Annotated in this window: 23 protein-coding genes; 12 read left to right on the top strand and 11 right to left on the bottom strand. The window is 68.6% G+C overall.

The features are described 5' to 3' along the window. The first annotated feature begins 65 nt into the window (after window positions 1-65). Genes ACQP2T_RS41230 through ACQP2T_RS41220 form a run of 3 tightly spaced genes read left to right on the top strand, consistent with a single transcriptional unit; the run spans window position 66 to window position 3837 of the window. The gene (locus ACQP2T_RS41230) at window positions 66-2168 is read left to right on the top strand and encodes a DUF6421 family protein (RefSeq protein WP_433510270.1); all 2103 of its coding nucleotides are present in this window, start codon (window positions 66-68) and stop codon (window positions 2166-2168) included. Next, window positions 2165-2794 (top strand): SDR family NAD(P)-dependent oxidoreductase, encoded by a 630-nt coding sequence (locus ACQP2T_RS41225; RefSeq protein ID WP_433510269.1) that lies wholly within the window; start codon window positions 2165-2167, stop codon window positions 2792-2794. Before ACQP2T_RS41230 ends, ACQP2T_RS41225 begins: the two co-directional genes overlap by 4 nt. Then, the gene (locus ACQP2T_RS41220; protein WP_433510268.1) at window positions 2791-3837 is read left to right on the top strand and encodes a threonine aldolase family protein; all 1047 of its coding nucleotides are present in this window, start codon (window positions 2791-2793) and stop codon (window positions 3835-3837) included. Before ACQP2T_RS41225 ends, ACQP2T_RS41220 begins: the two co-directional genes overlap by 4 nt. 139 nt (window positions 3838-3976) lie before the next feature. Here the strand turns inward: ACQP2T_RS41220 and ACQP2T_RS41215 are convergent, their stop codons facing one another. Both ACQP2T_RS41215 and ACQP2T_RS41210 read right to left on the bottom strand, forming a co-directional pair. After that, window positions 3977-5374, bottom strand: a complete 1398-nt coding sequence (locus ACQP2T_RS41215; protein WP_433510267.1) for a phytoene desaturase family protein — start codon at window positions 5372-5374, stop codon at window positions 3977-3979. 157 nt (window positions 5375-5531) lie between these two features. Beyond that, complete coding sequence (locus ACQP2T_RS41210; RefSeq protein ID WP_433510266.1) at window positions 5532-6185, bottom strand: DUF305 domain-containing protein; 654 nt, start codon at window positions 6183-6185, stop codon at window positions 5532-5534. Between the two features lie 121 nt (window positions 6186-6306). On the opposite strand from ACQP2T_RS41210, the gene ACQP2T_RS41205 reads away from it, so the two are divergent. Further along, entirely contained in the window at window positions 6307-7014 is a 708-nt protein-coding gene (locus tag ACQP2T_RS41205; protein WP_433510265.1) for a DUF3105 domain-containing protein, read from the top strand. A gap of 358 nt (window positions 7015-7372) precedes the next feature. On the opposite strand, the gene ACQP2T_RS41200 is transcribed toward ACQP2T_RS41205, so the two are convergent. Beyond that, window positions 7373-7888 (bottom strand): ATP-binding protein, encoded by a 516-nt coding sequence (locus ACQP2T_RS41200; protein ID WP_433510264.1) that lies wholly within the window; start codon window positions 7886-7888, stop codon window positions 7373-7375. A gap of 209 nt (window positions 7889-8097) precedes the next feature. Here ACQP2T_RS41200 and ACQP2T_RS41195 point away from each other — a divergent pair, with 209 nt between their 5' ends. The 3 genes from ACQP2T_RS41195 (at window position 8098) to ACQP2T_RS41185 (ending at window position 10789) form a co-directional block, all read left to right on the top strand. Then, window positions 8098-9033, top strand: a complete 936-nt coding sequence (locus tag ACQP2T_RS41195; RefSeq protein WP_433510263.1) for a helix-turn-helix domain-containing protein — start codon at window positions 8098-8100, stop codon at window positions 9031-9033. A gap of 16 nt (window positions 9034-9049) precedes the next feature. Then, window positions 9050-9229 (top strand): DUF397 domain-containing protein, encoded by a 180-nt coding sequence (locus tag ACQP2T_RS41190; RefSeq protein WP_433510262.1) that lies wholly within the window; start codon window positions 9050-9052, stop codon window positions 9227-9229. A 651-nt stretch (window positions 9230-9880) separates the two neighbouring features. Further along, on the top strand, window positions 9881-10789 hold the full coding sequence (locus ACQP2T_RS41185) for a hypothetical protein (protein WP_433510261.1): 909 nt from the start codon (window positions 9881-9883) through the stop codon (window positions 10787-10789). Between the two features lie 208 nt (window positions 10790-10997). Here ACQP2T_RS41185 and ACQP2T_RS41180 read toward each other — a convergent pair whose 3' ends face one another. Next, entirely contained in the window at window positions 10998-11924 is a 927-nt protein-coding gene (locus ACQP2T_RS41180) for a nucleoside hydrolase (RefSeq protein WP_433510260.1), read from the bottom strand. Window positions 11925-11994: 70 nt separating this feature from the next. Next, window positions 11995-12942 carry a LacI family DNA-binding transcriptional regulator gene (locus ACQP2T_RS41175; protein ID WP_433510259.1) on the bottom strand — a complete coding sequence of 316 codons (948 nt, stop codon included), beginning with the start codon at window positions 12940-12942 and terminating at the stop codon, window positions 11995-11997. Window positions 12943-13073: 131 nt separating this feature from the next. Between ACQP2T_RS41175 and ACQP2T_RS41170 the strand changes: the two genes are divergently transcribed. Then, window positions 13074-14375 (top strand): MFS transporter, encoded by a 1302-nt coding sequence (locus ACQP2T_RS41170; RefSeq protein ID WP_433510258.1) that lies wholly within the window; start codon window positions 13074-13076, stop codon window positions 14373-14375. Between the two features lie 58 nt (window positions 14376-14433). Continuing rightward, window positions 14434-16926 carry a glycoside hydrolase family 2 TIM barrel-domain containing protein gene (locus ACQP2T_RS41165; protein WP_433510257.1) on the top strand — a complete coding sequence of 831 codons (2493 nt, stop codon included), beginning with the start codon at window positions 14434-14436 and terminating at the stop codon, window positions 16924-16926. Window positions 16927-17076: 150 nt separating this feature from the next. Here ACQP2T_RS41165 and ACQP2T_RS41160 read toward each other — a convergent pair whose 3' ends face one another. Further along, complete coding sequence (locus ACQP2T_RS41160) at window positions 17077-18039, bottom strand: quinone oxidoreductase family protein (protein ID WP_433510256.1); 963 nt, start codon at window positions 18037-18039, stop codon at window positions 17077-17079. A 44-nt stretch (window positions 18040-18083) separates the two neighbouring features. Next, window positions 18084-18914: a helix-turn-helix transcriptional regulator gene (locus tag ACQP2T_RS41155; protein ID WP_433510255.1), complete on the bottom strand. Its 831-nt coding sequence runs from the start codon at window positions 18912-18914 to the stop codon at window positions 18084-18086. Window positions 18915-18993: 79 nt separating this feature from the next. Here ACQP2T_RS41155 and ACQP2T_RS41150 point away from each other — a divergent pair, with 79 nt between their 5' ends. Further along, on the top strand, window positions 18994-19785 hold the full coding sequence (locus tag ACQP2T_RS41150) for a DUF4253 domain-containing protein (protein WP_433510254.1): 792 nt from the start codon (window positions 18994-18996) through the stop codon (window positions 19783-19785). Here ACQP2T_RS41150 and ACQP2T_RS41145 read toward each other — a convergent pair. Next, window positions 19713-20432, bottom strand: a complete 720-nt coding sequence (locus tag ACQP2T_RS41145; protein ID WP_433510253.1) for a TetR family transcriptional regulator — start codon at window positions 20430-20432, stop codon at window positions 19713-19715. The genes ACQP2T_RS41150 and ACQP2T_RS41145 overlap by 73 nt on opposite strands. 81 nt (window positions 20433-20513) lie before the next feature. Between ACQP2T_RS41145 and ACQP2T_RS41140 the strand changes: the two genes are divergently transcribed. Next, entirely contained in the window at window positions 20514-21443 is a 930-nt protein-coding gene (locus tag ACQP2T_RS41140) for an oxidoreductase (RefSeq protein WP_433510252.1), read from the top strand. 51 nt (window positions 21444-21494) lie between these two features. Here ACQP2T_RS41140 and ACQP2T_RS41135 read toward each other — a convergent pair whose 3' ends face one another. The 3 genes from ACQP2T_RS41135 to ACQP2T_RS41125 all read right to left on the bottom strand — a co-directional run bounded on the left by ACQP2T_RS41135 (window position 21495) and on the right by ACQP2T_RS41125 (window position 24291). Beyond that, entirely contained in the window at window positions 21495-22223 is a 729-nt protein-coding gene (locus ACQP2T_RS41135) for an HAD family hydrolase (protein WP_433510251.1), read from the bottom strand. An 89-nt stretch (window positions 22224-22312) separates the two neighbouring features. Next, window positions 22313-22957 (bottom strand): LuxR C-terminal-related transcriptional regulator, encoded by a 645-nt coding sequence (locus tag ACQP2T_RS41130; protein ID WP_433510250.1) that lies wholly within the window; start codon window positions 22955-22957, stop codon window positions 22313-22315. Between the two features lie 11 nt (window positions 22958-22968). Next, window positions 22969-24291 carry a sensor histidine kinase gene (locus tag ACQP2T_RS41125; RefSeq protein ID WP_433510249.1) on the bottom strand — a complete coding sequence of 441 codons (1323 nt, stop codon included), beginning with the start codon at window positions 24289-24291 and terminating at the stop codon, window positions 22969-22971. 170 nt (window positions 24292-24461) lie between these two features. On the opposite strand from ACQP2T_RS41125, the gene ACQP2T_RS41120 reads away from it, so the two are divergent. After that, window positions 24462-25931: an alpha/beta fold hydrolase gene (locus tag ACQP2T_RS41120; RefSeq protein ID WP_433510248.1), complete on the top strand. Its 1470-nt coding sequence runs from the start codon at window positions 24462-24464 to the stop codon at window positions 25929-25931.

The following is a 25931-nucleotide window of genomic DNA, read 5'->3' as shown; positions in this document are numbered from 1 at the left end:
GGCGGTTTTGGGCATCCCTATATGTATATTTTCCCGTAGAAGATGCTTATGGCGGGAGATATTTCATGCAGGCGTTCCCCAGGGTGCTGTTCGACGAGGCCCACAGCGAGTCGTGGACCATCCGGCGTGAGGTCGCCGAGGCCATCAACCCGGCCCACCCCGACGACAACAGCTACGCCCGCGCGGCCGAGCTGCTGCGGCGCCTGGGGCACACGGTGGCGGCCCATCTGACGGGACCGCTGGACGCGGGAACGCTCCAGGAGCAGGACGTGCTGGTCATCGCGCATCCGTCGGGGGAGCGGTGGGAGCGCACCACGGGGCAGGGGAGCCCGGTGTTCTCCGCCGCCGAGCTGGACGCGGTGGAGGCGTTCGTCGCCGGTGGCGGTGGGCTGGTGGTGCTCGCGGAGGAGGAGCAGGACAAGTACGGCAACAACCTGGCGGAGTTGCTGGGCCGGTTCGGGGTGGGTGTGACGCACGCCACGGTGCGGGATCCCGGGCACGCTCACCGTGGGGTGGCGACCTGGGTGCTCGGCGAGCGGGCCTCGAGTGACGGGGTGCTGGCCGGGGTCAAGGCCGCCTGCTTCTACCGCTCCGGCGCGCTGACCCTCGCGGGTTCGTCGGTGGGCGCGGCGTCGGCCGGTGCGGGTTCGTCGGTGGACGCGACCGTGCTGTTCGCCAGTTCGGCGAGCGCCGATCCGGCAGGGGCGCCGCTGGCGGTGGCCGTGCGGCACGGGCGCGGCCGGGTCGTGGTGTTCGCCGACTCGGACCTGTTCGGCGACGACTCGATCGAGGACTACGACCACCGCGCCCTGTGGGGGAACGTGGTCACCTGGGCGGCCCGCGTGCCGGACGACGGCGCCACCGGCTCCCGGGACGAGCGGAAGGCGGCCCTGTTCGCCGCCCTCAAGGCGACGGTCGAAGAGCTCCGCCCGCTCCAGGTCAAGGACGGCTCGGTGCCCGCCGACAAGCCCCAGGCGAAGGAGCTGGTGGCTGCGATCGACAGCCAGCTAGCCGAAATATCGCCATATTTCCCGCAGGACGCCGCCTACCTGGCCGCCGTCCGCGCCGACCTGGCCAAGTGGAGCGCCGAGGATCTGGGCGTACCGGACTTCCTCGACTCCCTGGAGCTGTTCCACCCCGACACCCAGCGGGTGGACGGCCTGGAGCACCTCGTCGTGTTCCCCATGTACACCCAGAACGGCAACCCGAACCGCACCCTGGAGGCCGTCTGGCTCCGGACGATCTGGCCGGACTGGCTGGCCGAGCTGGAGTCCTCCGGCTACGACAACCCGATGTTCGTGCCGATCGCCTTCGAGGACTTCACCTCCGGCTACGACACCCACTCGGCCGTGCTCTTCCCGGAGACGGTGGCCGTACGTCAGGCGCCCGAGCGGTTCACCTGGGGCGGCATCTTCGCCGACCGTGAGGCCGCCAGGTTCCGGCGGGTCGCCACGGCCGCCACGGCGACGCTCAAGCTCGACCTGCCGCCGGACGCGGCCAGGCTGCTGGAGTCGCAGCGGCTGGCCCAGGACACCTTCGTCATGTGGGACCTGATCCACGACCGTACACACAGCCACGGTGACCTGCCGTTCGACCCGTTCATGATCAAGCAGCGCATGCCGTACTGGCTCTACTCGCTCGAAGAGCTGCGCTGCGACCTGACGGCGTTCGGCGAGGCCGTACGGCTGGAGGAGAAGGGTGTGCCGCAGGCGCGGTACGTCCAGCACGCCATCCTGTTCGACCGGCTGTTCCGCTTCCCGATCACCGGTGACCGGGTGCGCAACTACGACGGGCTCGGCGGGCAGCTGCTCTTCGCCTACCTGCACCGCAACGACGTGGTGCGGTGGACCGACAACCGGCTCACGGTCGACTGGGAGCGCGTGGCGGGCGGCGTCGCCGATCTGCGGGGCGAGGTCGAGAAGCTGTACCGGGACAGCATCGACCGGTCCAAGCTGGCGCACTGGCTGGCCGCGTACGAGCTGGTGAGCGGGTACGTCGAGCCGAGCCCCGGATCGACGTGGGCCAAGGGGATCCAGGCGCTGCCGGAGGAGCAGAAGGCCAAGGTGGACGCGGTGCTGGCGGACGAGTTCCCGCTGAGCATGTTCTATGAGGCACTGCGCCGTAAGCTGGCCGAAGTGGTCGAATCGACTAAGGGGATCCGGGCATGATCATTCTGGTTACGGGTGCCGGCGGCCCCACAGGTCAGGCCGTCTCCGGATTTTTCCGGAAAAATGGGCACACTGTGATCGGGGTCGGCAGGGACGACGTCGACCTTCTCGACCGCGCGGCCGTGCAGGCGCTCGCGGACCGGATCTCCGCCGAGCACGGCCACGTCGACGGGGTGGTGCACCTGGTCGGCGGCTGGCGCGGCGCGAAGTCGTTCGCCGAGACCAGCCTCGACGACTGGGACACCCTGCACGACCTGCTGATCCGCACGCTCCAGCACGTCTCGCTGGCCTTCGAGCCGCTGCTGCGCAAAAGCCAGAATGGCCGGTTCGTGATCGTCTCTGCCAAGGCGGCCCAGCACCCCACGGCGGGCGGCGCTCCCTACGCCGCCGCCAAGGCGGCCGCGGAGGCGTGGACCCTGGCCCTGGCCGACGCCCTGAAGGACACCCACAGCGCGGCGGTGATCCTGGTCATCAAGGCCCTGGTGAACGACGCCATGCGCGCAGCCAAGCCGGACGCCCGTTTCACCGGCTTCACCGACGTCAATACGCTGGCAGAGGCGATCGGCGACCTCTACGACCGGCCCGCCGCGCAGCTCAACGGCACCAGATTGGACCTCACTCAGTGATTCCCCGGCACGACCCGCAGCTCAAGAGCTTCGCCAGCGACAACTACGCGGGGGTGCACCCGGAGATCCTGGCCGCCATCGCCGACGCCAACGGCGGCCACCAGATCGCCTACGGCGACGACGTCTACACCGAGGCCCTGCTGAGCGTCTTCCAGCGGCACTTCGGCGAACGTGCCCAGGTCTGGCCGGTGTTCAACGGCACCGCCGCGAACGTCGTCTCCCTGCGCGCCATGACCGCCCAGTGGGAGGCGGTCATCTGCGCCGAGACCGCCCACATCCACACCGACGAGGGCGGCGCGCCGGAGGTCGTGGGCGGCATCAAGCTGCTGACCGTACCCACGCCCGACGGCAAGCTCACCCCGGAGCTGATCGACCGCCAGGCCTGGGGCTTCGGCGACGTCCACCGCGCCCAGCCCCGCGTCGTGTCCATCTCCAACACCACCGAACTCGGCACCCTCTACACCCCCGAGGAGATCGCGGCCGTCTGCGCCCACGCGCACGAGCGCGGCCTCCTCGTCCACCTCGACGGCTCCCGCCTCACGAACGCGGCCGCCGCCCTCGACGTCCCGCTGCGGGCGCTGACCACCGATGCGGGCGTCGACGTCCTCTCCTTCGGCGGCACCAAGATCGGCCTGCTGTACGGCGAGGCGGTCGTGGTGCTCAATCCGGAGGCGGCCAGTGGCATCGACTACATCCGCAAGACGTTCATGCAGCTGTCGTCGAAGATGCGTTTCGTGTCCGCCCAGTTCGAGGCGCTGCTCTCCGGCGACCTGTGGCTGCGCAACGCCCGCCAGGCCAACGCCATGGGACAGCGGCTCGCGGCGGCGGTCCGCGACATCCCCGGCGTCGAGGTGCCGCGCCCGGTGGAGGCGAACGCGGTGTTCGCGGTGCTGCCGCGTGAGGTGACGGAGCGGCTGCAGAAGCGGTTCCGGTTCTACACCTGGAACGAGGCGACGGGGGAGGTGCGGTGGATGTGCGCCTTCGACACCACCGAAGCGGACGTGGACGCGTTCGCGGCCGCGATCCGGGAGGAGATGGGCTGACTCTTCGGGCTCTTCGGGCTCTTCGGGCTCTTTGGGCTCGCGCGCTCACAGTGTCCTCGGAGCGCTCGGGTCGCTCGGGTCTCTCGGGGGTTGAGCGCGCCTCTCAGCGGGTGAATGAGAGCCAGCGGGTGAGTGCGAGTCAGCGGGTGAGTGCGAGGCGGGCGGCCTGCCAGCCGCCTATGCCATGCACGGCCGCCCCGGGCGGGGTGGCCGCCGAGCAGAGGAACACCCCCGGCAGCGGCGTCCGCCAGGGCGCCGCCGACCACACCGGCCGCCTGACGAACTGCCCCAGGCTCGCCAGCCCGCCCCCGATGTCGCCGCCCACCAGGTTGGGGTTGGCCGCCTCCAGCTCGGCGGGCCCCATCGCGTGCCTGGCCAGCACCCTGTCGCGGAACCCCGGCGCGAACCGTTCGATCTGCCTTTCGATGGCGTCCGTCATGTCGACCCTGGACCCGTTCGGCACATGACAGTAGGCCCACAACGTGTGCCCGCCTCGGCTGTCATCGGCCGCGTACGGCTGCACGAGCAGCACGTACGGCCGCGGTGAGTGCCGCCCGTGGGCCATCTCGGCCTCACTGAGCGCGATCTCCTCCAGCGTGCCCCCGAGGTGTACCGTACCGGCCGCCGCCACCGCCGGATCCCGCCACGGCACGGGCCCGTCGAGCGCCCAGTCCAGCTTGAACACCCCAGGCCCGTACCGATAGCGCTCCAGCCGCCTGCGATACCCGACCGGCAGCTCGGCCATCGTCAGGAACTGCCGGGGGGTCACGTCGAGCACCACCGTCTCGGCGTTCAGCTCCCGCAGGTGACGTACCCGATGCCCGGTGACCGCCTCCCCGCCCAGCGCCCTGAGCCTGGCCACCAGGGCGTCGGCCAGGACCTGCGACCCGCCCTTCACCACCGGCCACCCCACCAGGTGCGCCAGGGCCGCCAGGAGCAGGCCGTACCCGCTCGTCATGGGCGAGCGCAGGTCGAGCATGGAGTGGGCGGCCATGCCCGCGAGCACCGCCCGCCCCTCGACGGTCCGGAACGCCCGCCGCCCGAGCGTCGTGACCGGGAGCCCCGCCGCCACCCCGAACCTGGCCGCCTGCGCGAACACCCGCGGCCGTGGCTCCCAGGGCCCGAGCGGCTTGAGCAGCAGATCGACCAGCGGCAACCCGCCCCGCGCCGCCGCCCCCACCGTCCGCTCCCACACCGCCGCATCCCGCCCCAAACCCGCCGCGGTACGGCGGGCATCACGGTGCACGAGCACGGCAGGGCGATCGTCGAGCGGATGAGCGGCGACCACAGCGGGATGCACGAACTCGACCCCATCAAGGCCGAGCTCTCTGAAGACGGGTGAGGCCAACGCCATCGCCATCACGGTCGCACCCAGATCGTGCACCCGCCCGGGCAACGTCACCTCCGCCGACCGCAGCCCCCCGCCGAACTGATCGGCCGCCTCCAGCAGCAGCACCTCACGCCCGGCCTGAGCCAGCAGAACGGCGGCGACAAGCCCGTTCGGCCCGGACCCCACCACAACGGCGTCGGCACTCACCTCAGGGCCGCCTCAATCCGTGACGCCGCGCGCTCACTTCATCCCCGCTTCAGTCCCTGGCGCCGCGAGCCCACTCGAGGCCCGCCTCAATCCTGCTCAATGCCCTGAGACGCCTGGCGCTCACTTCGGGCCCGCCTCAATCCACGGCGCCTGGTGCTCACTTCAGGATGGTCGGGTACGGCTGCGCGCCGCGCTGCTTGAGCATCTCGGTCATGAGCTTGATCTCGCCGGTCTGCCCATTGACGATCTTCTGCGCCATGCTGACCACCTCGTCCCGGGTGGACAGCTTCAGCAGACCCTCGGCCATCTGCACCCCGCCCTCATGATGGCGGATCATCAGCTGCAGGAAGAGCACCTCGGCCGCCGTGCCCTGCAACTCCTTGAGCTGGGTCAGCTGGTCCGGCGAGGCCATGCCCGGCATCAACCCGCCCACGGGAACGGCCGCGGGGGCGGCCGACGTGCCCGACCCGCTGTGCCCGTGCCCGGCCATCCAGGCCATCGGCCGGCGGTCGGTGGCCTGGTCGAGCTCCCATTGCTGCAACCACCCCTGGAACATGCCCCGCTGGTTGGACTGGGTGGTGATGATGTCGTAGGCCAGGTTTCTGATGTCCTTGGACTGCGTCTTGTCCCTGATCGTGAACGACATGTCGACGGCCTGCGCGTGATGCGTGGCCATGTCGCGAGCGAATCCGGCCTCCGCCGAGGCGTCGCCGGGGGTGCCGCTCCGACCCCATACGAGGAAGATCACCGCTCCGGCGAGTATGAGCACGGCGCAGGCGATGAGCAGTGAGTTCTTGGCGGGCTTTTCCATGGCTCGTCCAGCGTACCCATCTCATCGCCGAGGCGTGTCCGGGTACTTAAGACGCTCTTATTCTCCGCATACTGCCCAAGGGCATAGGGTGACCCGGAGTTGGCATGCCGATGGAGGAACGATGACGAAGGAGAAGGCGCAGGCGCGGCGCGAGCATCTGCAGAAGATGCGAGCGCAACAGAAGAGCAAGGAGCGCCGCGCCGCGCTGTTGATGTGGGGGGCAGGCGGACTCGTCATCGTGCTGCTCGTCGGAGTGGTCGGTTTCTACTTGGTCAAACAGGCCAAAGAGACGTCATTGGGGGACGTGGCCAACTACAAGTACGAAGCGGGCCAGCACGTCTGGAACGCGGTCACGTACAAGGAGAACCCGCCGGTCGGCGGCCAGCACAACAACTACTGGCAGCAGTGCGCGGTCTACGACAAGCCGATCCACAACGAGCACGCCGTCCACTCGCTGGAGCACGGCGCCCTGTGGATCACCTACCGCCCCGACCTGCCCAAGGCGCAGGTCGACGCGCTGAAGAAGACGGCCACCTCGACGGGTCAGCAGGACTACATGCTGGTCAGCCCGTACCCGAACCTGCCCGCTCCGGTCGTGGCATCGTCCTGGGGCCACCAACTGAAGCTCGACAAGGCCGACGACCCGAAGCTCGCGGCGTTCATCAAGAAGTACCAGAACGGCCCGGACACCCCTGAAGCCGGCGCCATCTGCGGCGGCCCCGACGCCATCACCACGACGGCAGACCAGGCCCCCCTCCCTCCGGAGCCCAAGGGCCAGGCCAGCCAGCCCCCAACGGAAATGATCAGCCCGAGCCCCACCAACAAGTAGCCCCCAAAGCGCGGACCTCCGGACGTGTCTCCCAGGGGGCTCCGCCCCCTTCGACCCCCGAAAAAGCATGGTCTTCGCTCTTCGCTCAGGCTGCCTTTTCGGGGGCTCCGCCTTTCGGCGGGGGCCTGCCGGCCCCCGCTACCCCCGGACGCGATCCCGTCGTAGGCAGCCAGCAGGCGTTTCACCGTTGGCGACCGCCACGATCCAGCATTAAGTGATAGCTGGTCACGGCGGCCTGGACTGGCAATCACAAACACCGCATAGGCGTCTGCAGAACCGGCTTCCGACTTGCGATCGGCGTGCTCGCAGACACTCAGACCACTTTTCGGTCTGAGACGCATGCGGCCGCCGATACTGATCAATCCCGGTCTGCCGCTGCCGCTTTCTCGGATGTGTCCACAAGCGCCCACACTGCTGATCGCATGCCGTTCGTGCGGCGAACGCCCCACTTCGCCGACAGCTCATCCACCAGCCAGAGCCCCCGCCCACAGACCTCGCCGTCGTCCGGCAAGCGGGGAAAGGGCACGGTCGCGGCGCCGTCGTCGAGAACCTCGATGCCGATCAGACCGTTGCCGGTGTCGTGCATTCCCACCATTACCCAGCCCTCGTTTGAGCGGGTATGGACGACGGCGTTTGTCACCGGCTCGCTCGTCACCAGCAGTGCGTCACCGATGTTCCGACACCCCGCAGCCGCCAGTACTGCCGCCGCGCACTTTCGCGCTACCGAGACCGAAACATCTGCGCCAGGTAGCAGGAAATGACCCAGGTGTCTTCTCACCGCAGCACCCTTTGAAGGATCCGCCTGGTCTGCTGCAAAAGCGTCAAAAGGGATTCCTCCAGACAAGGGCCACTCGCCATTGGCTGTTCCGTTCACAGGCTCACCTCACCGTCCGGTCATGGGCTTGGCCTGCGACCTCGTGATCCGCGCCGAGCTCACATCAACGTAATCGCATGGTGGCGCACCGTATCCAGTGAGGGCAAGCGGAACTGCAAATTTGCTGGTCCATTCTTTCTGGGTGACTCGTTATACGTGCGCCTGTCACATGCGGAACACTGTGAGTCACAGCGGAAGGAGTGCCGCACATGACTGGGGAACGAGGTCCCACTCTCCGCCGCCGCAGGCTCGCGGCGGAGCTTCGCATCCTGCGTGAGCGTGCTGGATTCACCGGGGAGCAGGCAGGCGGCGAACTCGGATGGTCGGTCAGTAAGATCAGCCGGATCGAGACCTGTCAGGTCGGCGTCAGGGCCCGCGACCTCGCGGCTCTTCTCGAGCTGTATGGCGTGTCGGACGACAGGCGAGACGTGCTCACGAAGCTTGCGCGGACCGCTGCGCAGCGCGGTTGGTGGGACACCTACGAATCGATCCCGACGGAATACGCCAACTACATCGGCCTGGAGTCTGAGGCCAGGTCTATCCGGTGCATCTCGCAAACCCTGGTCCACGGCTTGTTGCAGACCGAAGACTACGCCCACGCGGTTATTCGGGCGGCTTTGATACCGTTTGCCCCGGCCGCCGAGATCGAACGTCGTGTTGAGGTTCGGATGACGCGACAGAAGATCCTCAAACAGGACCCTCCACTGAATATCTGGATGATCCTCGATCAGGCGGCTCTCTATCGAGTGGTCGGCGACCGCGACATCATGAGGCGGCAGTGTGAGTTCTTGATCCAACAGAGCGAGCTGCCCAACGTGACGATTCAGATCCTCACGAGTGCTGTGGGCGCACACCCCGGCGCGACCACTCCTTTCTCCATCCTGGCCTTCCCTGAGGTCTACGACCCCGACGTGGTTTACATTGAGACGCTCACGAGTAGCCTGTGGATTGAGGACGACAGTGAGGTTCATCGATTTAGCCTTGCCTTTGATCAACTGCGCGCGATCGCTGTGAGCCCTGATGAGTCGGCAGAGTTGATCTCTCAGGCGGCCGACCGTCTACAGCTGGAAAGAGGACCCGCGAAACATGCACAGCAACCCGATCGACCCTGCCACCCTCATCTGGCGGAAGAGCCGGCGCAGTGACGGGGGCAATGGGTGCGTGGAAGTCGCAGTTTCTGACGCCGCACCCTCCGACGCCCCCCACAAGGCCGACCGCGGGCCTCTGGTGCTTATCCGCGATAGCGAAAACCCCTGCGGTCCCGTCCTGGCTTTCACCGATCTTGAGCTCAAGGCGTTCTTCGGTGGCATCAAGGACGGCGAATTCGACGACTTGCTCTGATCGGTCCTGCGACCCTAAAGGCTTTCCGCATTTTTCTCACAAGTGCCCGCTCACGCCGTCTTCTCGGGGCTCCGCCTTTCAGCGGGGCCTGCCGGCCCCCGCTACCCCCGGACGCGATCCCGTCGCGGCTGTCAGACGTGGGGGCACAGGCCACTGGACCGGCGGCCCAGCAGGTGCGCGGTGATGAGGTCTACGGCCAGGACCCGCGCCTAAGCGGCCTGCTGGAGCAATGCGGAGTCGGCTACGTACTGGCAACCGACGGGTGAAACTGGATGGAAGCGACAGCAGCACCGCCGATATCGCCGTCGGCGTGGCCGATCGGCACTGGCACCGCTACCGCGCCGGCCAAGGCGCCAAAGGCCAGCGCTGGTAATGCCTGGGCGCGCATCGACGAAACCACCGCCGAGGGATACCGGTAGCTGCTGATCCGCCGCAATCCAGCCAGCGGTGAACTGGCCTTCTATCGCTGCTCGGCACCCATGGAGAGGCCGCTGATGGCCATGGTGAAGACCGCGGGTATCCGTTGGGCGGTGTCACTGGAGTACTAGGGGATGGCCGACACGCTGTGGCGCCTTGACGTCCGGCAGGCGCCAGGCCGCAAGTGAGCGAATGATCGTCACTTTACGTGTTCTCTATGTAACAATGAGCGCCATGCCCTCTCCCCCACATGACGCCCTCGTCAATCTGTTCGCCAACCGCCCTCAACTGGCGGTGGAGATCCTGCGCGACTACCTGGGGGCGGACCTGCCCGTCACTCCGCTGATCCGGCGGGAGAGCAGCACCTTCAACACCCGCCCTTCCGATGATCTCGAGTCCGATCTGGTCTTCGTCATGGGGCCGCCGCAGAAGCCCGTCCACGCCATCATCGTGGAGGTCCAGCGGGACAAGTCCAAGGACGAGAAGCAACTCGCGCGCTACGCCGCCGCCCTGTGGCTCATGCTGAGTTGCGACGTCTCGATCCTGGTCGTCTGCCCCGACCGCAATGCCGCCGACCACTACGCACAGCCGATCAAGTCCGGGCTGACCGGCTACCGCCCGCGGCCCTGGGTGCTCGGACCGGACGACATCCCGGTCATCACCGACCCCCAAGAGGCCGCCGCCCACCCGGAGCTCGCGGCCATGTCGGTCATGGTGCACGGCCGTGACCGCAAGGTCGTCGAAGCGTTCACCACCGCGCTGGCAGACGTGACCGACGAACACGCTCCGAAGTACTATGAATACGCTTACAGCATGTCCGGGCCCGACATCCGCAGCCTCCTGGAGGAGATCATGAAGTCCGCGTCCACCGAATGGCCGGTCTACAGCCCCTTCGCCCGCGAGCACTTCGGCCGCGGGAAAGCAGAAGGCAAGGCCGAAGGTAAGGTGGAGGGCAGGACGGAGGGCAAGACGGAAGAGGCTAGTAGGTCGGTGCTGCTCGTACTGGACGCCCGTGGCTTCAAAGTTCCCGACGACGTGAGCACCCGGATCGTCACCTGCACGGACCTTGCCCAACTCGAGACCTGGCTCGCCCGAGCGGCCACCGCCCAGACTCTCCAAGGGTTGTTCGACGAAGTGGGCTGAGTGCCAGGCCGCCTGGTCGGCGCTGGCTCGACGACCTGCTCCCGACGATGACCTTGACCGGATCCCGGGCTCTGGGCCGGCGGCTGCTTCGGCGGGCATACCGACTCCCGCAAGATGTGGCACGGAGTGGCCAGGGCGTTCGGCGACCCACCCGGTGAACGGCACGTGCACCCACGCACCGTGCCGTGCTTGATCGAGCGGGTTCGGTCTACTGCTGTTGCGCCCTTTCGACAGCCTCGATCCAGGTCTCGTTGAAGGCCTGATCATCCAGGTCGGCGAGCACCTGCGTCCGCCGCCCGTTCGGATCGCCCGTGAAGCACAGCTGCTCCGCTTCGAGGACGGTCCGCAGGCGCTGTTCCTGGACGACGGCCCCGCTCCAGCCGAGCGCCACGGCGCACGCGACCGGGTCCCAGTGGATGTTGATCAAGTCATCGGGTAGTCCCGCATGGGCGCGGCCGAGCTCCGTCATACCGCCATCTATGGCGTAGGCCCTGCACTGACGGGCGAGTAGTTCGCCCAGGGGCCCAGAGGCGGCCAGGCGGGTCAGGTGAGCGGCCCGTAGGTGCGCCTTGAAGGCGACGGGGAGGGTGACCAGGGTGAGCCGGGCGTGCTCGGCCAGCAGCCGGGCGGCTTGGGTGTCGCACTGTGTGTTCCAGTCCATCCCCGGGCCCCACGCGGGCAGCCCAGGGGCGAGGGGGTGCACCCATCCGCCCATGGCCACTACTGGCACCCCGTCGAGACGACCGGGCCGGGCCTTGTGCAGCAGAGCCAGGTTGGTGAAGGGTCCGATGGCCGCGATGGTGGCACCCAGCTGGATGCTGCGCTCAAGCAGGTCGATCGCGGCTTCCGGCGGCGCGGGACGGGGCGCGACGGGAACGCCCCAGTACCGCTCGTGATCGGGTAGGTCGCCCATGGGCCGGCCCGTGGTGAGCGATCTTCCAGCACCGGCGACGACTGGGATGTCCGGGCGCCCGACCGGTTGGAGACAGTGCGCGACGTAACCGGCTCGCCGGCCATCAGGGTCGGCGGTCGTGGTGATGCCGACGACCTCCACGCCGGGCCAGCCCAGAACCATCGCCAGGGCACAGAGGTCATCAGGATCCCCGCCCAGGTCGGTGTCGATGTGCAAGCGCATGTCAGGCATCCTGTCGCCCGTCGCGCCGGCCTGCCACGGCTTTTCCGGCCGGAGTAGAGGGTGGGTCCATTCAGGTTGATTCGCCTTGTACGAGCCAGTACTCGCCCACCCCGGAGAAGTCGAGGGAATCGTCCTGCTGGATGACGGTTTGGGCGAGGCGGCGCATGTCGGTGTCCATGTCGACGCCGATGGTGGTCAGACGGGGCGTGGTCTGGGTGGCCACCGGGGTGTCGTCCATCCCTATGAAGCCCAGGTCCTGCGGCACCCGTCTGCCGAGGACCCGTGCGGCTCCCAGGGCCGCGGCGGCGGTGTCGTCGTTGTAGCAGGCGACGCCTGTACTGTCGGGCAGCGAGGCGATCGCCTCCAGGTCGGCGTCCGCGCGGAGCGCCACGGTGATCGTCTCGGGCTCCGCCAGCCCGGCGGCCCGGCACGCCTCGCGTACGCCGAGTTCGCGCGCGTGCATCAGGACGTCGTTGCGGGCTTCGGAAAGACGGGCGTAGGTGATGCGCCGGTAGCCGCGGTGCATGAGGTGCTCGGCCTGCGCGCGTCCCATGGTCCAGTTCCAGGCGCCGGGCTGGGAGGTGGCCCGGGCGATGTCGAGGGTACGCACGCCGGTCGCGCGCAGCACGGCGTGCTCGCCATCGGTCAGGTCCGAAAGCGCGATGACCGCTCGAGGCCGGATGGTGGTGATCATCGCGGTGAAGGACTCCAGGGATGACGTGGCCGAGCGCATCAGCAGGGACAGGCCGTGCTCGGCCAGCGCGTCGGTGAGCACGTCGATGGCCTGTCCGAAGCGGCCGTTGGCCGCGATGGGCATCACGAGGAGAACCAGGTCGCTCTGCCCCCGGACGAGCGTCCGCCCGGCGGCTTGCGGGCGGTAGCCGAGCTCGGCCACGGCTCGCTCGACGGCCTCGCGCGTGGCCGGCCTGAACCGGTCGCCCTGCCCGTTGAGGATGTAGCTGACGGTCGAACGGGACACGCCCGCACGCCGGGCGACGTCTTCGCTACTGACCGTCATCGGCGTTTCTTCCCCGTGTCCCTTGCGGTTTTTCCCTTGGTCAGATGCTAGACGGCGCAGCCGGTCACCATCTACGCTCCCCGTTCACACGTGTGATTCACACGTGTGAATGCTTCGAGAGGGTGAAGACCATGGCCAGCACGCTGCCTCCCCCAGATCCGACACCACCAGCTCCCACCGGTGACGGCCCCGATACGGCCTCCCCGGATATGCCGACCGCCGTCGGTGGCTGGCTGTGGGTGATCTATCCGCTGGCCATGGTCGGGATGAGTACCGTGTGGGGCGGCGTGATGCAGGTGCTGCTCGGCAAGCAGATCGCGGCCCTCGTGCCCGGACCGGCCGCCTCGGCGGCCGCGCTGGGCCTGGCGCTGAGCGTGTCGGCCGTTTCCAGCGTGGTCTCTCAGCCGATCGCTGGACGGCTGTCGGATCGCACTCGTACCCGCTTCCTCGGCCGGCGCAACGTGTGGATCTTCGGCGCCGGCATCGTCAGCGCGCTGGGGCTGATCGCCATGTCGCAGCTGACCTCTACGATCGCGATCGCCGTCGTCTGGGCGGTGATGATGTGGCCGCTGAATGCCACCCAGGCCAGCCTGACGGCCGTGCTCCCCGAGCGGGTGCCCGAGCGGCTGCGGGGCAGCATGTCCGGCGTGCTGGGAGCGGCCGGCATCATCGGCGGATACGCCGGAGTAGCCCTGGCCGGGCTGTCGCAGGATATCTTCATGGGCTACCTGCTGGTCGCCGGGCTCTTCCTGCTGCTGACCCAGATCTTCGCCCTGACCACCAAGGACCGGCCGGCGCCCGACCTACGCGCCATGCCTCAGTCCGAGCGCAAGGCCGCGGGCAAGATTCCTGGCCCGCGCAGCGCGCCGGACTACTGGTGGGCCTTCGCCGGACGCTTCCTGCTCATCTTGGGCAACTTCTCGCTCAGCAGCTTCCAGCTGTACATCCTGCGTGACTACATCGGCATCGGTGACATCGGCCGGGCCGGCACGACCCTCGTCGCGCTGTCGGGTGTGAGCACCCTGCTGAGCCTGGCCTTCGCCGTGCTCGGCGGCTGGATCTCCGACAAGGCGGGCCGGCTGCGGCTGTTCGTGGGGTTGTCGACCCTCATGTTTGTCCCAGCCGGCCTGATCTACCTGTTCGTGCCCACGCTCGCCGGGGCGTGGGTGGCCACGGCCATCACCGGGGCGGCGTTCGGCATGTACATGGCGGTCGATCAGGCCCTCATCACGCGGGTGCTGCCGAACGTGGACAACGCCGGCCGCGACCTGGGGGTCATGAACATCGCCAACGCCGGACCGCAGATCATCGCCCCCAGCCTCGCCGGAGCCGTCGTGGGCGCCACGGGCGACTACCGGCTGGTGTTCGTGATGCTGATCGTCTGCACCGTCCTGGGAGCCCTGTCGGTGCGCTTCATCAAAGGTGTCCGCTGACGGACACATCGCCGGCCCGCCGCTCGTCCGGGGCGCGGGCCCCGTTCCTAGGAGAGCCATGATTCGCGAAACTTTCAACGACGGATGGCGTGTCGCCCCGCGTACGTCCATCTTCGAGCAACTGGGCGGCGGCGGCGCGGAGGCGGTCGGCGTGACGCTGCCGCACGACGCGATGCTCGCCGGCGGCAGGTCCGCCGAGGGCTCGGACGGCTCGCACACCGGCTACCACCGGCCCGGCGCCTGGCAGTACGAAAAGGACTTCGACGTGCCCGCCGACTGGGCCGGCAAGCGGGTCACCCTGGAGTTCGAGGGTGTCTACCGCGACGCCATGGTGTTCATCAACGGCGCCTACGCCGGGCAGTGGGCGAACGGCTACGCCACCTTCCACATCGCCGCCGACCCATACCTGCGCTACGGCCAGACCAACGCCATCCGGGTGGAGGCCCAGGCCCGCCAGGACTCGCGCTGGTACAGCGGCGGCGGCATCCACCGCCCCGTACACCTGCTGATCGGCGGCCTGCTGCACATCACCCCGACCGGACCGCGGGTGACCACCCCGCAGATCGACGACGAGCTGGCCACCGCCGCGGTCGCTACCGAGGTCGCCAACGAGGACACCACCACGCGGACCGTCGAGGTGCTGCTGGAGGTGCACGACGGCGCCGGAACGCTGGTGGCCGCCGACCGCGCCCCGCTCACGGTGCTGGCCGGCGAGCGGGCCGTCGTCCGGCAGCGGGCCTACATCCGCGACCCCGCGCTGTGGAGCGTCGAGGAGCCGAACCTCTACACGGCCACCGTCCGCCTGATCGACGCCGACGGCCAGGCCGACGAGGCCCGCACCACCTTCGGGATCCGCAGCCTGTCGGTGGACCCCCTGCGGGGCCTGCGCATCAACGGCACCACCGTCAAACTGCGCGGCGCGTGTGTACACCACGACAACGGCCCCCTCGGCGCCGCCGCCATCGGCCGGGCCGAGGAACGGCGCGTCCGACTGCTCAAGGACGCCGGATTCAACGCCATCCGCTCCGCGCACAACCCGATCAGCACCGCGATGCTGGAGGCGTGCGACCGGCTCGGCATGCTGGTGATGGACGAGACGTTCGACATGTGGGCCCAGTCCAAGACCCACGACGACTACTCGCGGCGGTTCCCGCAGTGGTGGGAGCGGGACGTCGACGCCCTGGTCGCCAAGGACTTCAACCATCCCAGCGTGATCTTCTACTCCATCGGCAACGAGATCCTCGAAGCGGGCACCCCACACGGCGCCCGCTGGGGACGCCTGCTCGCCGAGCGCGTCCGGGCCCAGGACCCCACACGCCTGCTCACCAACGCCCTTAATGGCATGCTGACGGTGCTGGACAAGATGCCCGAACTCGCCGCACAGGCACAGACGGGTGACGGTGCTTCCGCCGGCGGCGGCTTCAACGACGCGCAGGGGTCCATGCTCGACGTCATGGCGGGGCTTACGGCCCTGCCCGAAGTCGGCGAACGGCTCGCCGAGTCCGCAGCGGTGCTCGACGTCGTCGGCCTCAACTACGGCGACTCCCGCTACCTCATCGACCGGCAAGCCTTCCCTCACCGGGTGGTGGTCGGCTCAGAGACCTTCCCGACGCTGATCGACCGGTACTGGAAGCTGGTCACCGAGCATGGGCACATCATCGGCGACTTCACCTGGACCGGCTGGGACTACCTGGGCGAAAGCGGCATCGGCCGCCCCGTCTACCCCGGCGAGGGACCCTCCTTCGGCGCCCCATACCCGTGGTTGACCGCCTCCACCGGCGACCTCGACATCACCGGCCGACGACGCCCGGTCTCCTACTACCGCGAGATCGTCTTCGGCCTGCGCGGCACTCCCTACCTGGCCGTGCAACGCCCCGAGCACCGCGAGCACCCTTTCAAGGCCAACGCCTGGGCCTGGAGCGACTCGGTCGCGAGCTGGACCTGGGACATCCCGCCCGGCACCCCCGTCGTGGTGGAGGCCTATGCCGACGCCGACGAGATCGAGTTCCTGCTCGACGGCGAGGCCGCCGCACGCGTCCCGGTCGGCCGCGACAAGGCGTTCCTGGCCACGGCCGAACTGCCCTACCAACCCGGCGTACTGGCAGCCGTCGCCTACCGCGACGGCACCGAGACCGGCCACTGCCGGCTCACCACCGCGGCGGCCCCCTCCCACCTGCGACTAATCCCCGACCGCGAGCAGGTGAACGCGGACCCGCAGGACCTCGCCTACCTCGACATCGCCCTGACCGACGAGCACGGCACTGTCAACCCGATCGGCGATCGCACCATCACCCTCACCGTCGACGGCCCGGCTACCCTGCAAGCCCTGGCCACCGCCAGACCCTCCACCGAGGAATCCTTTCTCGGCTCCTCCTGCACCACCTACGAAGGCCAGGCACTGGCCGTGATCCGCCCCACCGGCAGTGAGGGTACGGTGACGGTCACCGCCCACGCCGACGGGCTCAAGCCGACCATGATGACCATCGGTCTCCACCAGCCGCTCAGCACCATCCCCGACATCACACCCGTTCACGAACCCACAGCCCCGTGACCCATGCCTGGTGTCCTGGCCCTTGGCCCAGGACACCAGGCACAACGGCAGGCGGGCAGCCCACTCGGGCCGGCCGTGCTCCGTCGCAGGCGGAGCTGGAGCGGTTCCTCAGAGAACCGCCCTCATTGAGCGAGGCGGATCGAGCAAACATCAGATTCGTTCGACTTCGAGCACGAGCTTGCCGGTCGTACGGCCGGACTCGATGCGGCGGTGCGCCTGTGCGGCCTGCTCCAGCCGTAGCGACTCGACTTGCACCCGAAGCTCCCCGCCAGCGGCCGCCGCGACAGCCCGGTTCAGCGCCCGGCCCGTCTCTGCCGGAAAAGCGGCGGAGAACGCGGCCAGGTTGAACCCGGAGACCGTCTTGTTGGTGAACCACAGCTCGTTGGCCGAAATCCCGACGTCCTCGGCGCCGGAGGCGTTGCCCATCACCACCATCCGGCCCATCGGCGCGAGCAGGTCCAGGCTGTTGCGTCGTGCCGTACCGCCGACCATGTCCACCACGACGTCGAACCGACCGGCCTCGGCCACCTGCTCGCGCAGGACGACCTCGTCGTAGCCGAACGCCTTGGCGGTCTCGATCTTGGCGGGGCTGCCTACGGTGCCCACCACGCGGCCCGCGCCCAGCAGCCGGGCGGCCTGGCCGAGCTGGCTGCCCACGCCTCCGGCGGCGGCGTGCACGAGCACGGTTTCCCCTGGTTCGATGCGGGCCACCCGGTCGAGTACGAGGAACGCGGTGGTGCTGTTGGAGGGCAGCGCCGCCGCGGTGCCCTGCCCCAGGTCGTGGCCGTCCAATGGGGCCACCAGGTCGGCGGAGGTGGTCACCACCTCCGCGTAGCCGCCGCTGTCGACGATCGTCAGCGCGGCGACCGACTGGCCCACCCGCAGCCCCTCGACGCCGGGGCCGAGCGCCCGGATGCGGCCGGAGACCTCGATGCCGGGCACGAAGGGCAGTGGTACGTCCACCACGCCCTGCCGGTAGAGGATCTCGGCGAAGTTGGCGCCCGCGTAGGCCACGTCGATGGAGACCTGCCCGGGGCCGGGCTCGGGGAGCTCGACCTCGTCGAGGCGGAGGACATCAGCACTGCCGAATTCGGGAATCGTGATTGCCTTCATGCCGTCCATCGTGCTGGGACGGCTTCCGGGGAGGCAGTGTCAGCTCATCCAGGGTGTGCCACCACCAGGCTTTCCACCTTCTCCTTGGTGTCGGTGTCGGGATGCGGTGTGTGCAGCACCACATTGAGGTCCGTACGATCCGGCAGCCGGAACAGTGAGTACTCGAAGGTGAGGTTCCCGGCTTCGGGGTGGGTGATCGCCTTGATCCCCTGGGAGCGGCTACGGACATCCGGCCGGGCCCACAGCTCGGCGAAGTCCGCGCTGGCGCCGCACAGCTCGTCGGCGATCTGCCCGAAGACCGGGTCGTCGTGATAGCGGGCCGCGCTGGCACGGAAGTCGGCCACCATGTCCGGGGCGAACTCCTGCCATTCGGTGAACCTGCCGCGATAGATCGGGTGGGTGAAGAACGCCACCATGCAGTTCCGGACATCGTCGTCGAATCCGAACACCCACCTGGCGGCGTCGTTCATCGCCACCAGGTTGTAGTGCCGATCCAGTACGTGCGCCGGATTGGGCATCCATGCGTCCAGCACCGCGCGCAACTGATCGGTCACCGGTGCGCCCGGCCGGCCTGTGGGGTCCGGGGGATTCAGCCCGGCGAGTACGTACAGGTGCGCCCGCTCCGCCTCGTCAAGTTTCAGCACACGGGCGACCGCGTCCAGCACGGCATCGGAGACCTTGATGTCGCGTCCCTGTTCCAGCCAGGTGTACCAGGACACTCCGACCCCGGCGAGCACTGCCACCTCTTCCCGGCGGAGTCCCGGAGTGCGGCGGCGCCCTCCGGCGGGCATGCCGACGTCGGCGGGGGAGAGAGCTTCCCGTTTGGCACGCAGGAACTCTTTGAGCTGGTCACGTCGGTCCTGACTGGCAGTCACAAAAACACCATAGGCGACGATATGCACCGCGGATATCTGGTACACCCGGCAAGGGGATCCACCGAGGAAGGACATGCCGATGACCAGATTTCAGGTGCCGGACGGGCTGCGGGGCCGCCTGGTCACGCCGAAATCCGCAATGGCCCGGACTCGAGAGCCCGTGACCGAACCGGTGTTATGGATCACCGACGACCTTCTGGATGATCAGGAGGCGGGCCGTCTTTGGGCGGACCTCCTGGCTCGCCATCGCGAGAGCGGCTTGTGGCCCCTCCTGCTCGGCAACCGCGGTGACCACGTCACCCCCTGGCACGTCGGCGATCTGGCTCCGGTTCCGTCGAGCTGGGCGGATGAGCTGGACGTGGAAGGAGAGCTCTCCTCGACGTGGGACCGGGAGCGGGAGTTCTCACGCCAATTCGAGGAAGAGCCACCCCGGTTCGACACGTGGCCGGGCCTGGCCGCCGCAGGCGAGCAGGGACTGGACCCTGACCGGCGGGCCTTCGACCTGGCCACCACCCCATCGGGCATCCGTCGCTTGCTCACCGGAACTGACCATAGTCCCTTTCTCGGCCTCGTCCCGGCCCGCGACGGTGCCGAGGCCATCATCGCCGTCGGCTGGAGCTCAGAGGCGGGTGAGGAGAGGGCGACTGTCGTGCTGCGCAGCTGGCAGGAGCGGTTCGGTGTGCGGCTCTGCTCACTCGGCCCCGACACACTCAATGTCTCCGTTGCCTGGCCGCCCCGCACTCTTGAGCACGCGCGCCGCGTGGCCGTCGAGCATTACGCGTTCTGTCCCGACCTGGGTCAGGACAACGACTTCGAAGAGTACGCGGCTGAGATCGTGGATGCTCCTGCCTGGTCCTTTTGGTGGGACTGATCGCGCGGCGCAGCCAAGGTTCGCGGTCCAGGGCCTTCGCCATCGACGGTGTCCAGCGCCGGCGCGATCACGGCGAAAGCCTGGCCGATCAGCGCCGTGGGGTCCTCGGAACCGTCGCTGTCGCTCCACCGCCGCAGCACGGCGTCGAAGGCGGTCAGTGCCATCCCGGCCGCCATCTGCGGATACAGGTCGGTCGCGGGGTCGAGTTCCAGCCGGTGGGCCAGCTCCGCCGTCAACTCCGCACGCCACTGCGCCTGGCGCTCCAGGAAACGGGCGAGCAGGGCCGGTGTGTCCAGAATCAGCTGTACTACGCGCAGCGCCCGGTCGGCATGGCCGGCGCAGGCATTGACGGAGACCCAGACGGTGTGCCGCAGTGCGGCCGAGGGCGGTTCCCCGGCGGGGCGGGCCGCCAGCTCCGCACGCATGCCGGCGCCCATCTCGGCCAGGAACTGGACCACCACGTCCTCCTTTGAAGCGAAATATCGGAAGAACGTGCGTCGGGAAACGCCCGCGGCGGCCACGATCTCGTCGACCGTGACCGCGTCGAACCCTTTCCGGGTCAGCAGATTCAGCGCCGCCTGTGTCAGCTCGTCAGAGACGAGTTGACGTTTGCGCTGGGCCAGGCTCACTTCGGGGCGGGTGGTCACCGGCCCATCTTACATCCCATGCCGCTGGTGGCACGGAAGCGCGACTTGACACTCAGTGCCTTCAAGGGCAGCGTGTGCCGCGTGACTAAATCCTGGACCTCCGCGCACATTCCAGACCAGACCAAACGGACGTTCGTCGTCACCGGGGCCACCAGCGGTCTCGGCCTGGCGACCACCCAAGCGCTCGCCTGCAAGGGCGGGCACGTCATCCTCGCCGTACGCGACGAGCTCAAGGCCCGCCAGGCGGTCGCGAAGATCGCCGCTGAGCAGCCGGGCGCCCGCCTGGAGATACGCCGCCTCGATCTGGCCGATCTGGACTCCGTCCGCGCCTTCGCCGACGGGTTGCGCTCCGACCACGCACGGCTGGACGTGCTCATCAACAACGCCGGCGTGATGGCGCCGCCCCGCACCCTCAGCGCGCAGGGCCACGAGCTGCAGTTCGCCGTCAACCATCTCGGCCACTTCGCCCTCACCGGCCTGCTGCTCGACCTCCTGGCCGACGGCGACGACCCCCGCGTGGTCACCGTCAGCTCGACCAACCACCGGCAGGGCCGCTTGTTCTTCGAGGACCTGTCCGGCGAGCGAACGTACGCGCCGATGAAGTTCTACAACCAGTCGAAATTCGCCAACGCGGTCTTCGGCTGGGAACTCCACCGCCGCCTGACCGCCGCCGGCAGCCCGGTGGCCAGCATGCTCGCCCACCCCGGCTACACCGCCACCAACCTGCAGACGAGCGCACCGGTCGGCATGGTGAAAATGCTGTACGGCCGTATCCTCACCCCGCTCGCCCAGCCCTCGGACCGGGGCGCACTTCCCCAGTTGTACGCGGCCACCGCCCCGGACGCGTCCGGCGGGCAGTTCTTCGGGCCGGACGGCATGGGCGAACTGCGCGGCGCGCCAACACGGGTGCGACTGGCCCCGGCCGCCGCCGACGCCGAGGCTGGACACCGGCTGTGGGAGTTGTCGGAACGGCTGACCGCTGTGCGGTACGCGCTTCCTGTCACTGGCTGAGCCCGAGGGAGGCGAGGCCTCGGCGACACCCCCTGCCAGTTACAACGCCCCTCAGTAACCCCGCGCTGTACGTGGCGAAGGCGGAGCTTCGGGCTCGTATGAGGGCGAGCGCCGCACGTGTCCTCCTTCCAGGTGAGTTATGGCGTCGACCATGTCGGGGAACGTGTCGATGAACGCGTCGACACGATGTGCGTCGAACTCCGTGCGCTGCCTGAGACCGCTCTGCATGCAGGCGATGAAGCGCAAGCCGGCTCCGTTGGCCGCCTGCGCGTCACCGGGGGAGTCGCCCACGTACAGGCATTGGCGAGGCTCCAGTCCGGTGGCGGCCAGAAGTTCGTCGAAGGCGCGGCCGTCGGGCTTGCTGAAGCGCATGTTGCCCGCATGGTAGACGGCGGCGAGCCGGCCGGTGAGCGCATGGTCCGGGGCCAGGAGGTGCTCCACCTCCGCTTCGGTGCGTGAGGTCAGCAGCATGAGGCTGCGCCCTGCGGCGGCGAGATCGTCGAGCGCCCGGAGGTTCTCCGGTGCGACGACATCCAGCCGCCCGGCCACCACGTACTCCCGGAGCGCCGCCTGATAGACAGGGGCGAAGGTCGTGAGGTCAAGGCCGGGCGAACGCTGTGGCATCGCTTCGAGCAGGGGCTGTCCCCACGTGGACAGGTGCACGGCTCGAGGCATCGGCTCGCGGCCGATGCGCGCCAAAACCTCGTTTTCCAGCTCGAAACACACCGCCTCGGTGAGGCAGAGCGTGTCGTCCACATCAATCACCACGGCACGGATCACATCGGCAAACATAGCGGCGCGCGGGCGGCTTGGGCCGACCCGCGTGAGCGTGTACCGCCATCGTGACGCCTGCGGACAGCGCAGGACCGTCAGCCTTGCAGGTAGCGCAGGACGGCGAGTACGCGGCGGTGGTCGTTGTCCGATGGGGACAGGTCGAGCTTGGTGAAGATCTGCGTCACGTGCTTTTCCACCGAGCCGTACGACAGGAACAGCGCGCTCGCGATGGCGTTGTTGGAGCGTCCTTCCGCCATCATGGACAGCACCTCGCGTTCCCTGGGGGTGAGCGTACTCAGGGTCTGCGTGCGTCGGCTGGCGCCCATGATCTGGGTGACGACCTCGGGGTCGAGGACGGTCTGTCCGGCTGCGATCTGGTCGAGCGCGGCCAGGAAGTCCTTGACGTCGGCGACTCGTTCCTTCAGCAGGTATCCCACCCCCTGGGCGCCGTCGGCGAGCAGCTGGGCGGCGTAGCGGGTCTCGATGTACTGGGAGAAGACCAGCACGCCCACCCCTGGATGATCGCGGCGGATGCGGATCGCGGCGCGCAGGCCCTCGTCGGTGTGCGAAGGGGGCATGCGTACGTCGACCACGGCGATGTCGGGACGGTGTTCGGCCACCGCCGCCCGCAGGGCGTCGCCGTCGCCCACCGCGGCCACCACCTCCTGGCCGTGGGAGGTGAGCAGCATGCACAGGCCCTCGCGGAGCATCACGACGTCTTCGGCGATCACGATACGCATGCGCGGCCCGTTCACAGGTGCGGGGGAAGCTCGACAGTGATCACCGTAGGCCCTCCCGCCGGGCTGCGGATGTCGATCGTGCCGTCCACCGTCCGGATCCGGGCAGCCAGGCCATGCAACCCGGATCCGGGCTTCATCGCCGCGCCGCCGACGCCGTCATCCCGCACCATCAGGGACAGCAGGCCATCTGTCATCCGTGCGTCGACCGTGGCGTGCTTGGCGGCGCTGTGCTTGATCACGTTGGCGAGCAGTTCTGTCGTGCAGAAGTAGGCGATGGCCTCGATGGCTGAAGCGGGCCGTTCGGGCAGATCGGCGTTGAGCTGGACGGGGATGGGAGTCCGTGCGGTGAGCGTGGCCAGGGCGGTCTCCAGCCCTTGGTCGAGCGCGGGCGGGTGGATGCCGCGGATCAGGTCGCGCAGTTCGGCCACCGTTTCCTTGGTGGCATGGTGCGCGCCGTCGACCAGGGCGCGGGCGCGCAGCAGCCGGTCGGGATCGTGGGCGTGTTCGAGCTCTTCCTGGGCCATGCCCAGGCTCATGGCCAGCGTCACCAGGCGGGCCGCCGTCCCGTCGTGCAGGTCCCGCTCGATATGGCGGAGTCTGGCGACCGCGTCGTTGATGGCCAGCGCCCGAGCCTGTTCCAGGCGGCGGATCCGCGTGTCGCCCGGCCCTGGCCCGAGCAGGCTCCGGGCGAGAGCGCGCTCGGGGGTCAGGGCGAGATGGACGCCCCAGGGGGCTAGCAGCAGCAACGCCAGCCCGGCCGCGCTCATCAGCACCGCGTCCGGCCAGCCGTTGGGGGACAGACCATTGGGGGACAAATACGCCAAGGTGGAGGACCGCCCCCACAGGGGACAGCTGAGCAGGAGCAGGCCGCCTCCCCACAGTCCGGCCGCGGCGGCGACGGCGGCGATGGCCGCCGGCAGCCGGACCAACTCGTGGATGACGGCACGCCATCCCGTCACGTCGCTGAGCGCCGCTGTGATCCGGTTCAGCAGACCCGGCCCGGTGCGGAACGGAGCGGGATCGGATACGCGCACCCCGGCCAGCACCCGCGCCAGCCGCCGGTTGACCGTGCCCAGGCCCCTGGCCGCCCGTACGCACAGAGCCAGCACCGGCACTCCGATCAGGTTGACCGCCAAGAGAATGCTCACCCACACGAGAACAAGATGCGCCAGACCGATTCCCGCCATCAACGGCAGCATCAGCGCATAAGCGAGCTCACGCCGCGCCCGCGCCCGCACCGGAGCGGCGATCAGCACACGCCACGCCCATGCCCGCACCAGAGCAGCGATCAGCACATGCCATCGGCCAAAGCCGCCTTCTGCCTGCTTGTCCACGCCCCTCCTCGCCTGACCACATCCTGCCGGTGATCACAACCGGATGCCGTACAGCCTGACGAACATCCACCCCCTGCGAACAGCCGGACAGCCCGTGGGGGACATCCCGAAGCCAAGACGGAGGATGTCCCGGTGGTGGCCGCTCGGCCCGCATCGCCAAAGTGATCATCATGACGACAACCAAGCAGCGGCGCGGGCGCGGCAGGACCAGGGGGCTGGTCATCGGTGTAGCGGTGGCGGCGCTGGCAGGAGTGACCCCAGCAGCATCCGCCGCTCAAGAGACACAGCCGACCTGGCAAGACTGCGCGGGCCAGGGCACGCCCGCCGGGATGCAGTGCGCCGCGATCGAGGTGCCCGTGGACTGGGCCAAACCAGATGGGCCGAAGGTCAAACTGGACCTGGCCCGCCTGCCCGCCACCGAGCCGGAGCGCCGGATCGGCAGCGTCCTGGGCATCCCAGGCGGCCCCGGGGCCAATGGGATCGACGACCTGAAGCGCGCCGCGCCCGGCCTCACCGAACTGCGGCGCAGGTTCGACCTCGTCGGCTACAAGCCGCGCACCACCGTGTGGCGTGAGCAACTGCCCCCATCCTGTAGGCAGCCCGGAACGTCACTGCTCGAACCCAAGAGCCGGAAGGAGTACAAGGCTCAGGCCGCGGCGATGACCAAGGCGTTCAACGAGTGCCAGAATGCGGATAAAACCGGCCTGTTCGCTCATATGGACTCCCTGTCGGTTGCCAGGGACACGGACGCGGTTCGCGCAGCTCTGGGCGAGGAACGACTGAGCTTCATGGCCAACTCCTACGGAGGGGTGACCGCCACCGCCTACGTCCGGTTGTTCCCGCAGCGCATCCGAGCCATGTACCTCGACGGGACGATCAACCACGCCGACGGCTGGCTCAACCAGGCACTACGGGCCTTTTCCCTCCAGGAACGGCTGTTCACCAAGTTCGCCACCTGGTGTGCCGACACTCCCGCCTGCGCCTTGCACGGAGAGGACGCCGGGGCGGTCTGGCGCAAGCTCACCCGAGACGCCGATCGCAAGCCGATCCCGGTCACGTCCTCCGAGTTCGGCAAGGGCAAGCTGGCCGGGATACATCTGAGGAGCTTCGGCTTCACCAACGATCCGGGGCCTGACAACTCGCGCTGGCTGGCGTTCGCCGAGGCTGTGGACAAGGCTCGGCACGGGGACGGGTCCGGTTTCGCCGATTACGCCCTCGGTAACGCGCGGATCTGGTCCGTGCCCGGGGTGCTGGCGATGAGCTGCGCGGACGACCGTGGCTACACCAGCTATGCCCAGCTGCAGAAGTTCCGCCGTCAGGCGCGGAAGATCTCGCCGAACTCTGGAACGGTCGGGTTCGACGGGTTGGGATGCGCCGGTTGGCCGCTGAAGGTCGCCAACCCGTCCCGCCCGCTGCCGACTCGCGGCCTGCCGCCCTTCTTGGGCGTCGGCAGCACGTGGGGGGACTACGTGTGGACTGAGAGCTTCACCAGGATGATTCCCGGATCAGTCACCGTGGGCTACGACGGGCCCGGCCATGTCCTGTACCTGTCGGGCAAGAAGTGCCCCATCCAGTACGCCACCACGTACCTGACCGACCTGAGACTGCCCAAGCCGGGCACCATCTGCCCTGCCGAATGA

Source organism: Nonomuraea sp. CA-143628, from assembly GCF_050942315.1.
Classification (GTDB): Bacteria; Actinomycetota; Actinomycetes; order Streptosporangiales; family Streptosporangiaceae; genus Nonomuraea.
The sequence above is the reverse complement of the archived record's forward strand: the minus strand, read 5'-3'. Positions and strand labels throughout refer to the sequence as shown.

What these genes read in the sequence shown, in the direction of transcription:
- ACQP2T_RS41120 (WP_433510248.1), top strand. Translation starts at nt 24,462, where the DNA reads ATGACGACAACCAAGCAGCGGCGCGGGCGCGGCAGGACCAGGGGGCTG.
- ACQP2T_RS41230 (WP_433510270.1), top strand. Translation starts at nt 66, where the DNA reads ATGCAGGCGTTCCCCAGGGTGCTGTTCGACGAGGCCCACAGCGAGTCG.
- ACQP2T_RS41180 (WP_433510260.1), bottom strand. Translation starts at nt 11,924, where the DNA reads ATGCGCTTGCACATCGACACCGACCTGGGCGGGGATCCTGATGACCTC.
- ACQP2T_RS41175 (WP_433510259.1), bottom strand. Translation starts at nt 12,942, where the DNA reads ATGACGGTCAGTAGCGAAGACGTCGCCCGGCGTGCGGGCGTGTCCCGT.
- ACQP2T_RS41170 (WP_433510258.1), top strand. Translation starts at nt 13,074, where the DNA reads ATGGCCAGCACGCTGCCTCCCCCAGATCCGACACCACCAGCTCCCACC.
- ACQP2T_RS41210 (WP_433510266.1), bottom strand. Translation starts at nt 6,185, where the DNA reads ATGGAAAAGCCCGCCAAGAACTCACTGCTCATCGCCTGCGCCGTGCTC.
- ACQP2T_RS41195 (WP_433510263.1), top strand. Translation starts at nt 8,098, where the DNA reads ATGACTGGGGAACGAGGTCCCACTCTCCGCCGCCGCAGGCTCGCGGCG.
- ACQP2T_RS41205 (WP_433510265.1), top strand. Translation starts at nt 6,307, where the DNA reads ATGACGAAGGAGAAGGCGCAGGCGCGGCGCGAGCATCTGCAGAAGATG.
- ACQP2T_RS41225 (WP_433510269.1), top strand. Translation starts at nt 2,165, where the DNA reads ATGATCATTCTGGTTACGGGTGCCGGCGGCCCCACAGGTCAGGCCGTC.
- ACQP2T_RS41165 (WP_433510257.1), top strand. Translation starts at nt 14,434, where the DNA reads ATGATTCGCGAAACTTTCAACGACGGATGGCGTGTCGCCCCGCGTACG.
- ACQP2T_RS41160 (WP_433510256.1), bottom strand. Translation starts at nt 18,039, where the DNA reads ATGAAGGCAATCACGATTCCCGAATTCGGCAGTGCTGATGTCCTCCGC.
- ACQP2T_RS41185 (WP_433510261.1), top strand. Translation starts at nt 9,881, where the DNA reads ATGCCCTCTCCCCCACATGACGCCCTCGTCAATCTGTTCGCCAACCGC.
- ACQP2T_RS41130 (WP_433510250.1), bottom strand. Translation starts at nt 22,957, where the DNA reads ATGCGTATCGTGATCGCCGAAGACGTCGTGATGCTCCGCGAGGGCCTG.
- ACQP2T_RS41150 (WP_433510254.1), top strand. Translation starts at nt 18,994, where the DNA reads ATGACCAGATTTCAGGTGCCGGACGGGCTGCGGGGCCGCCTGGTCACG.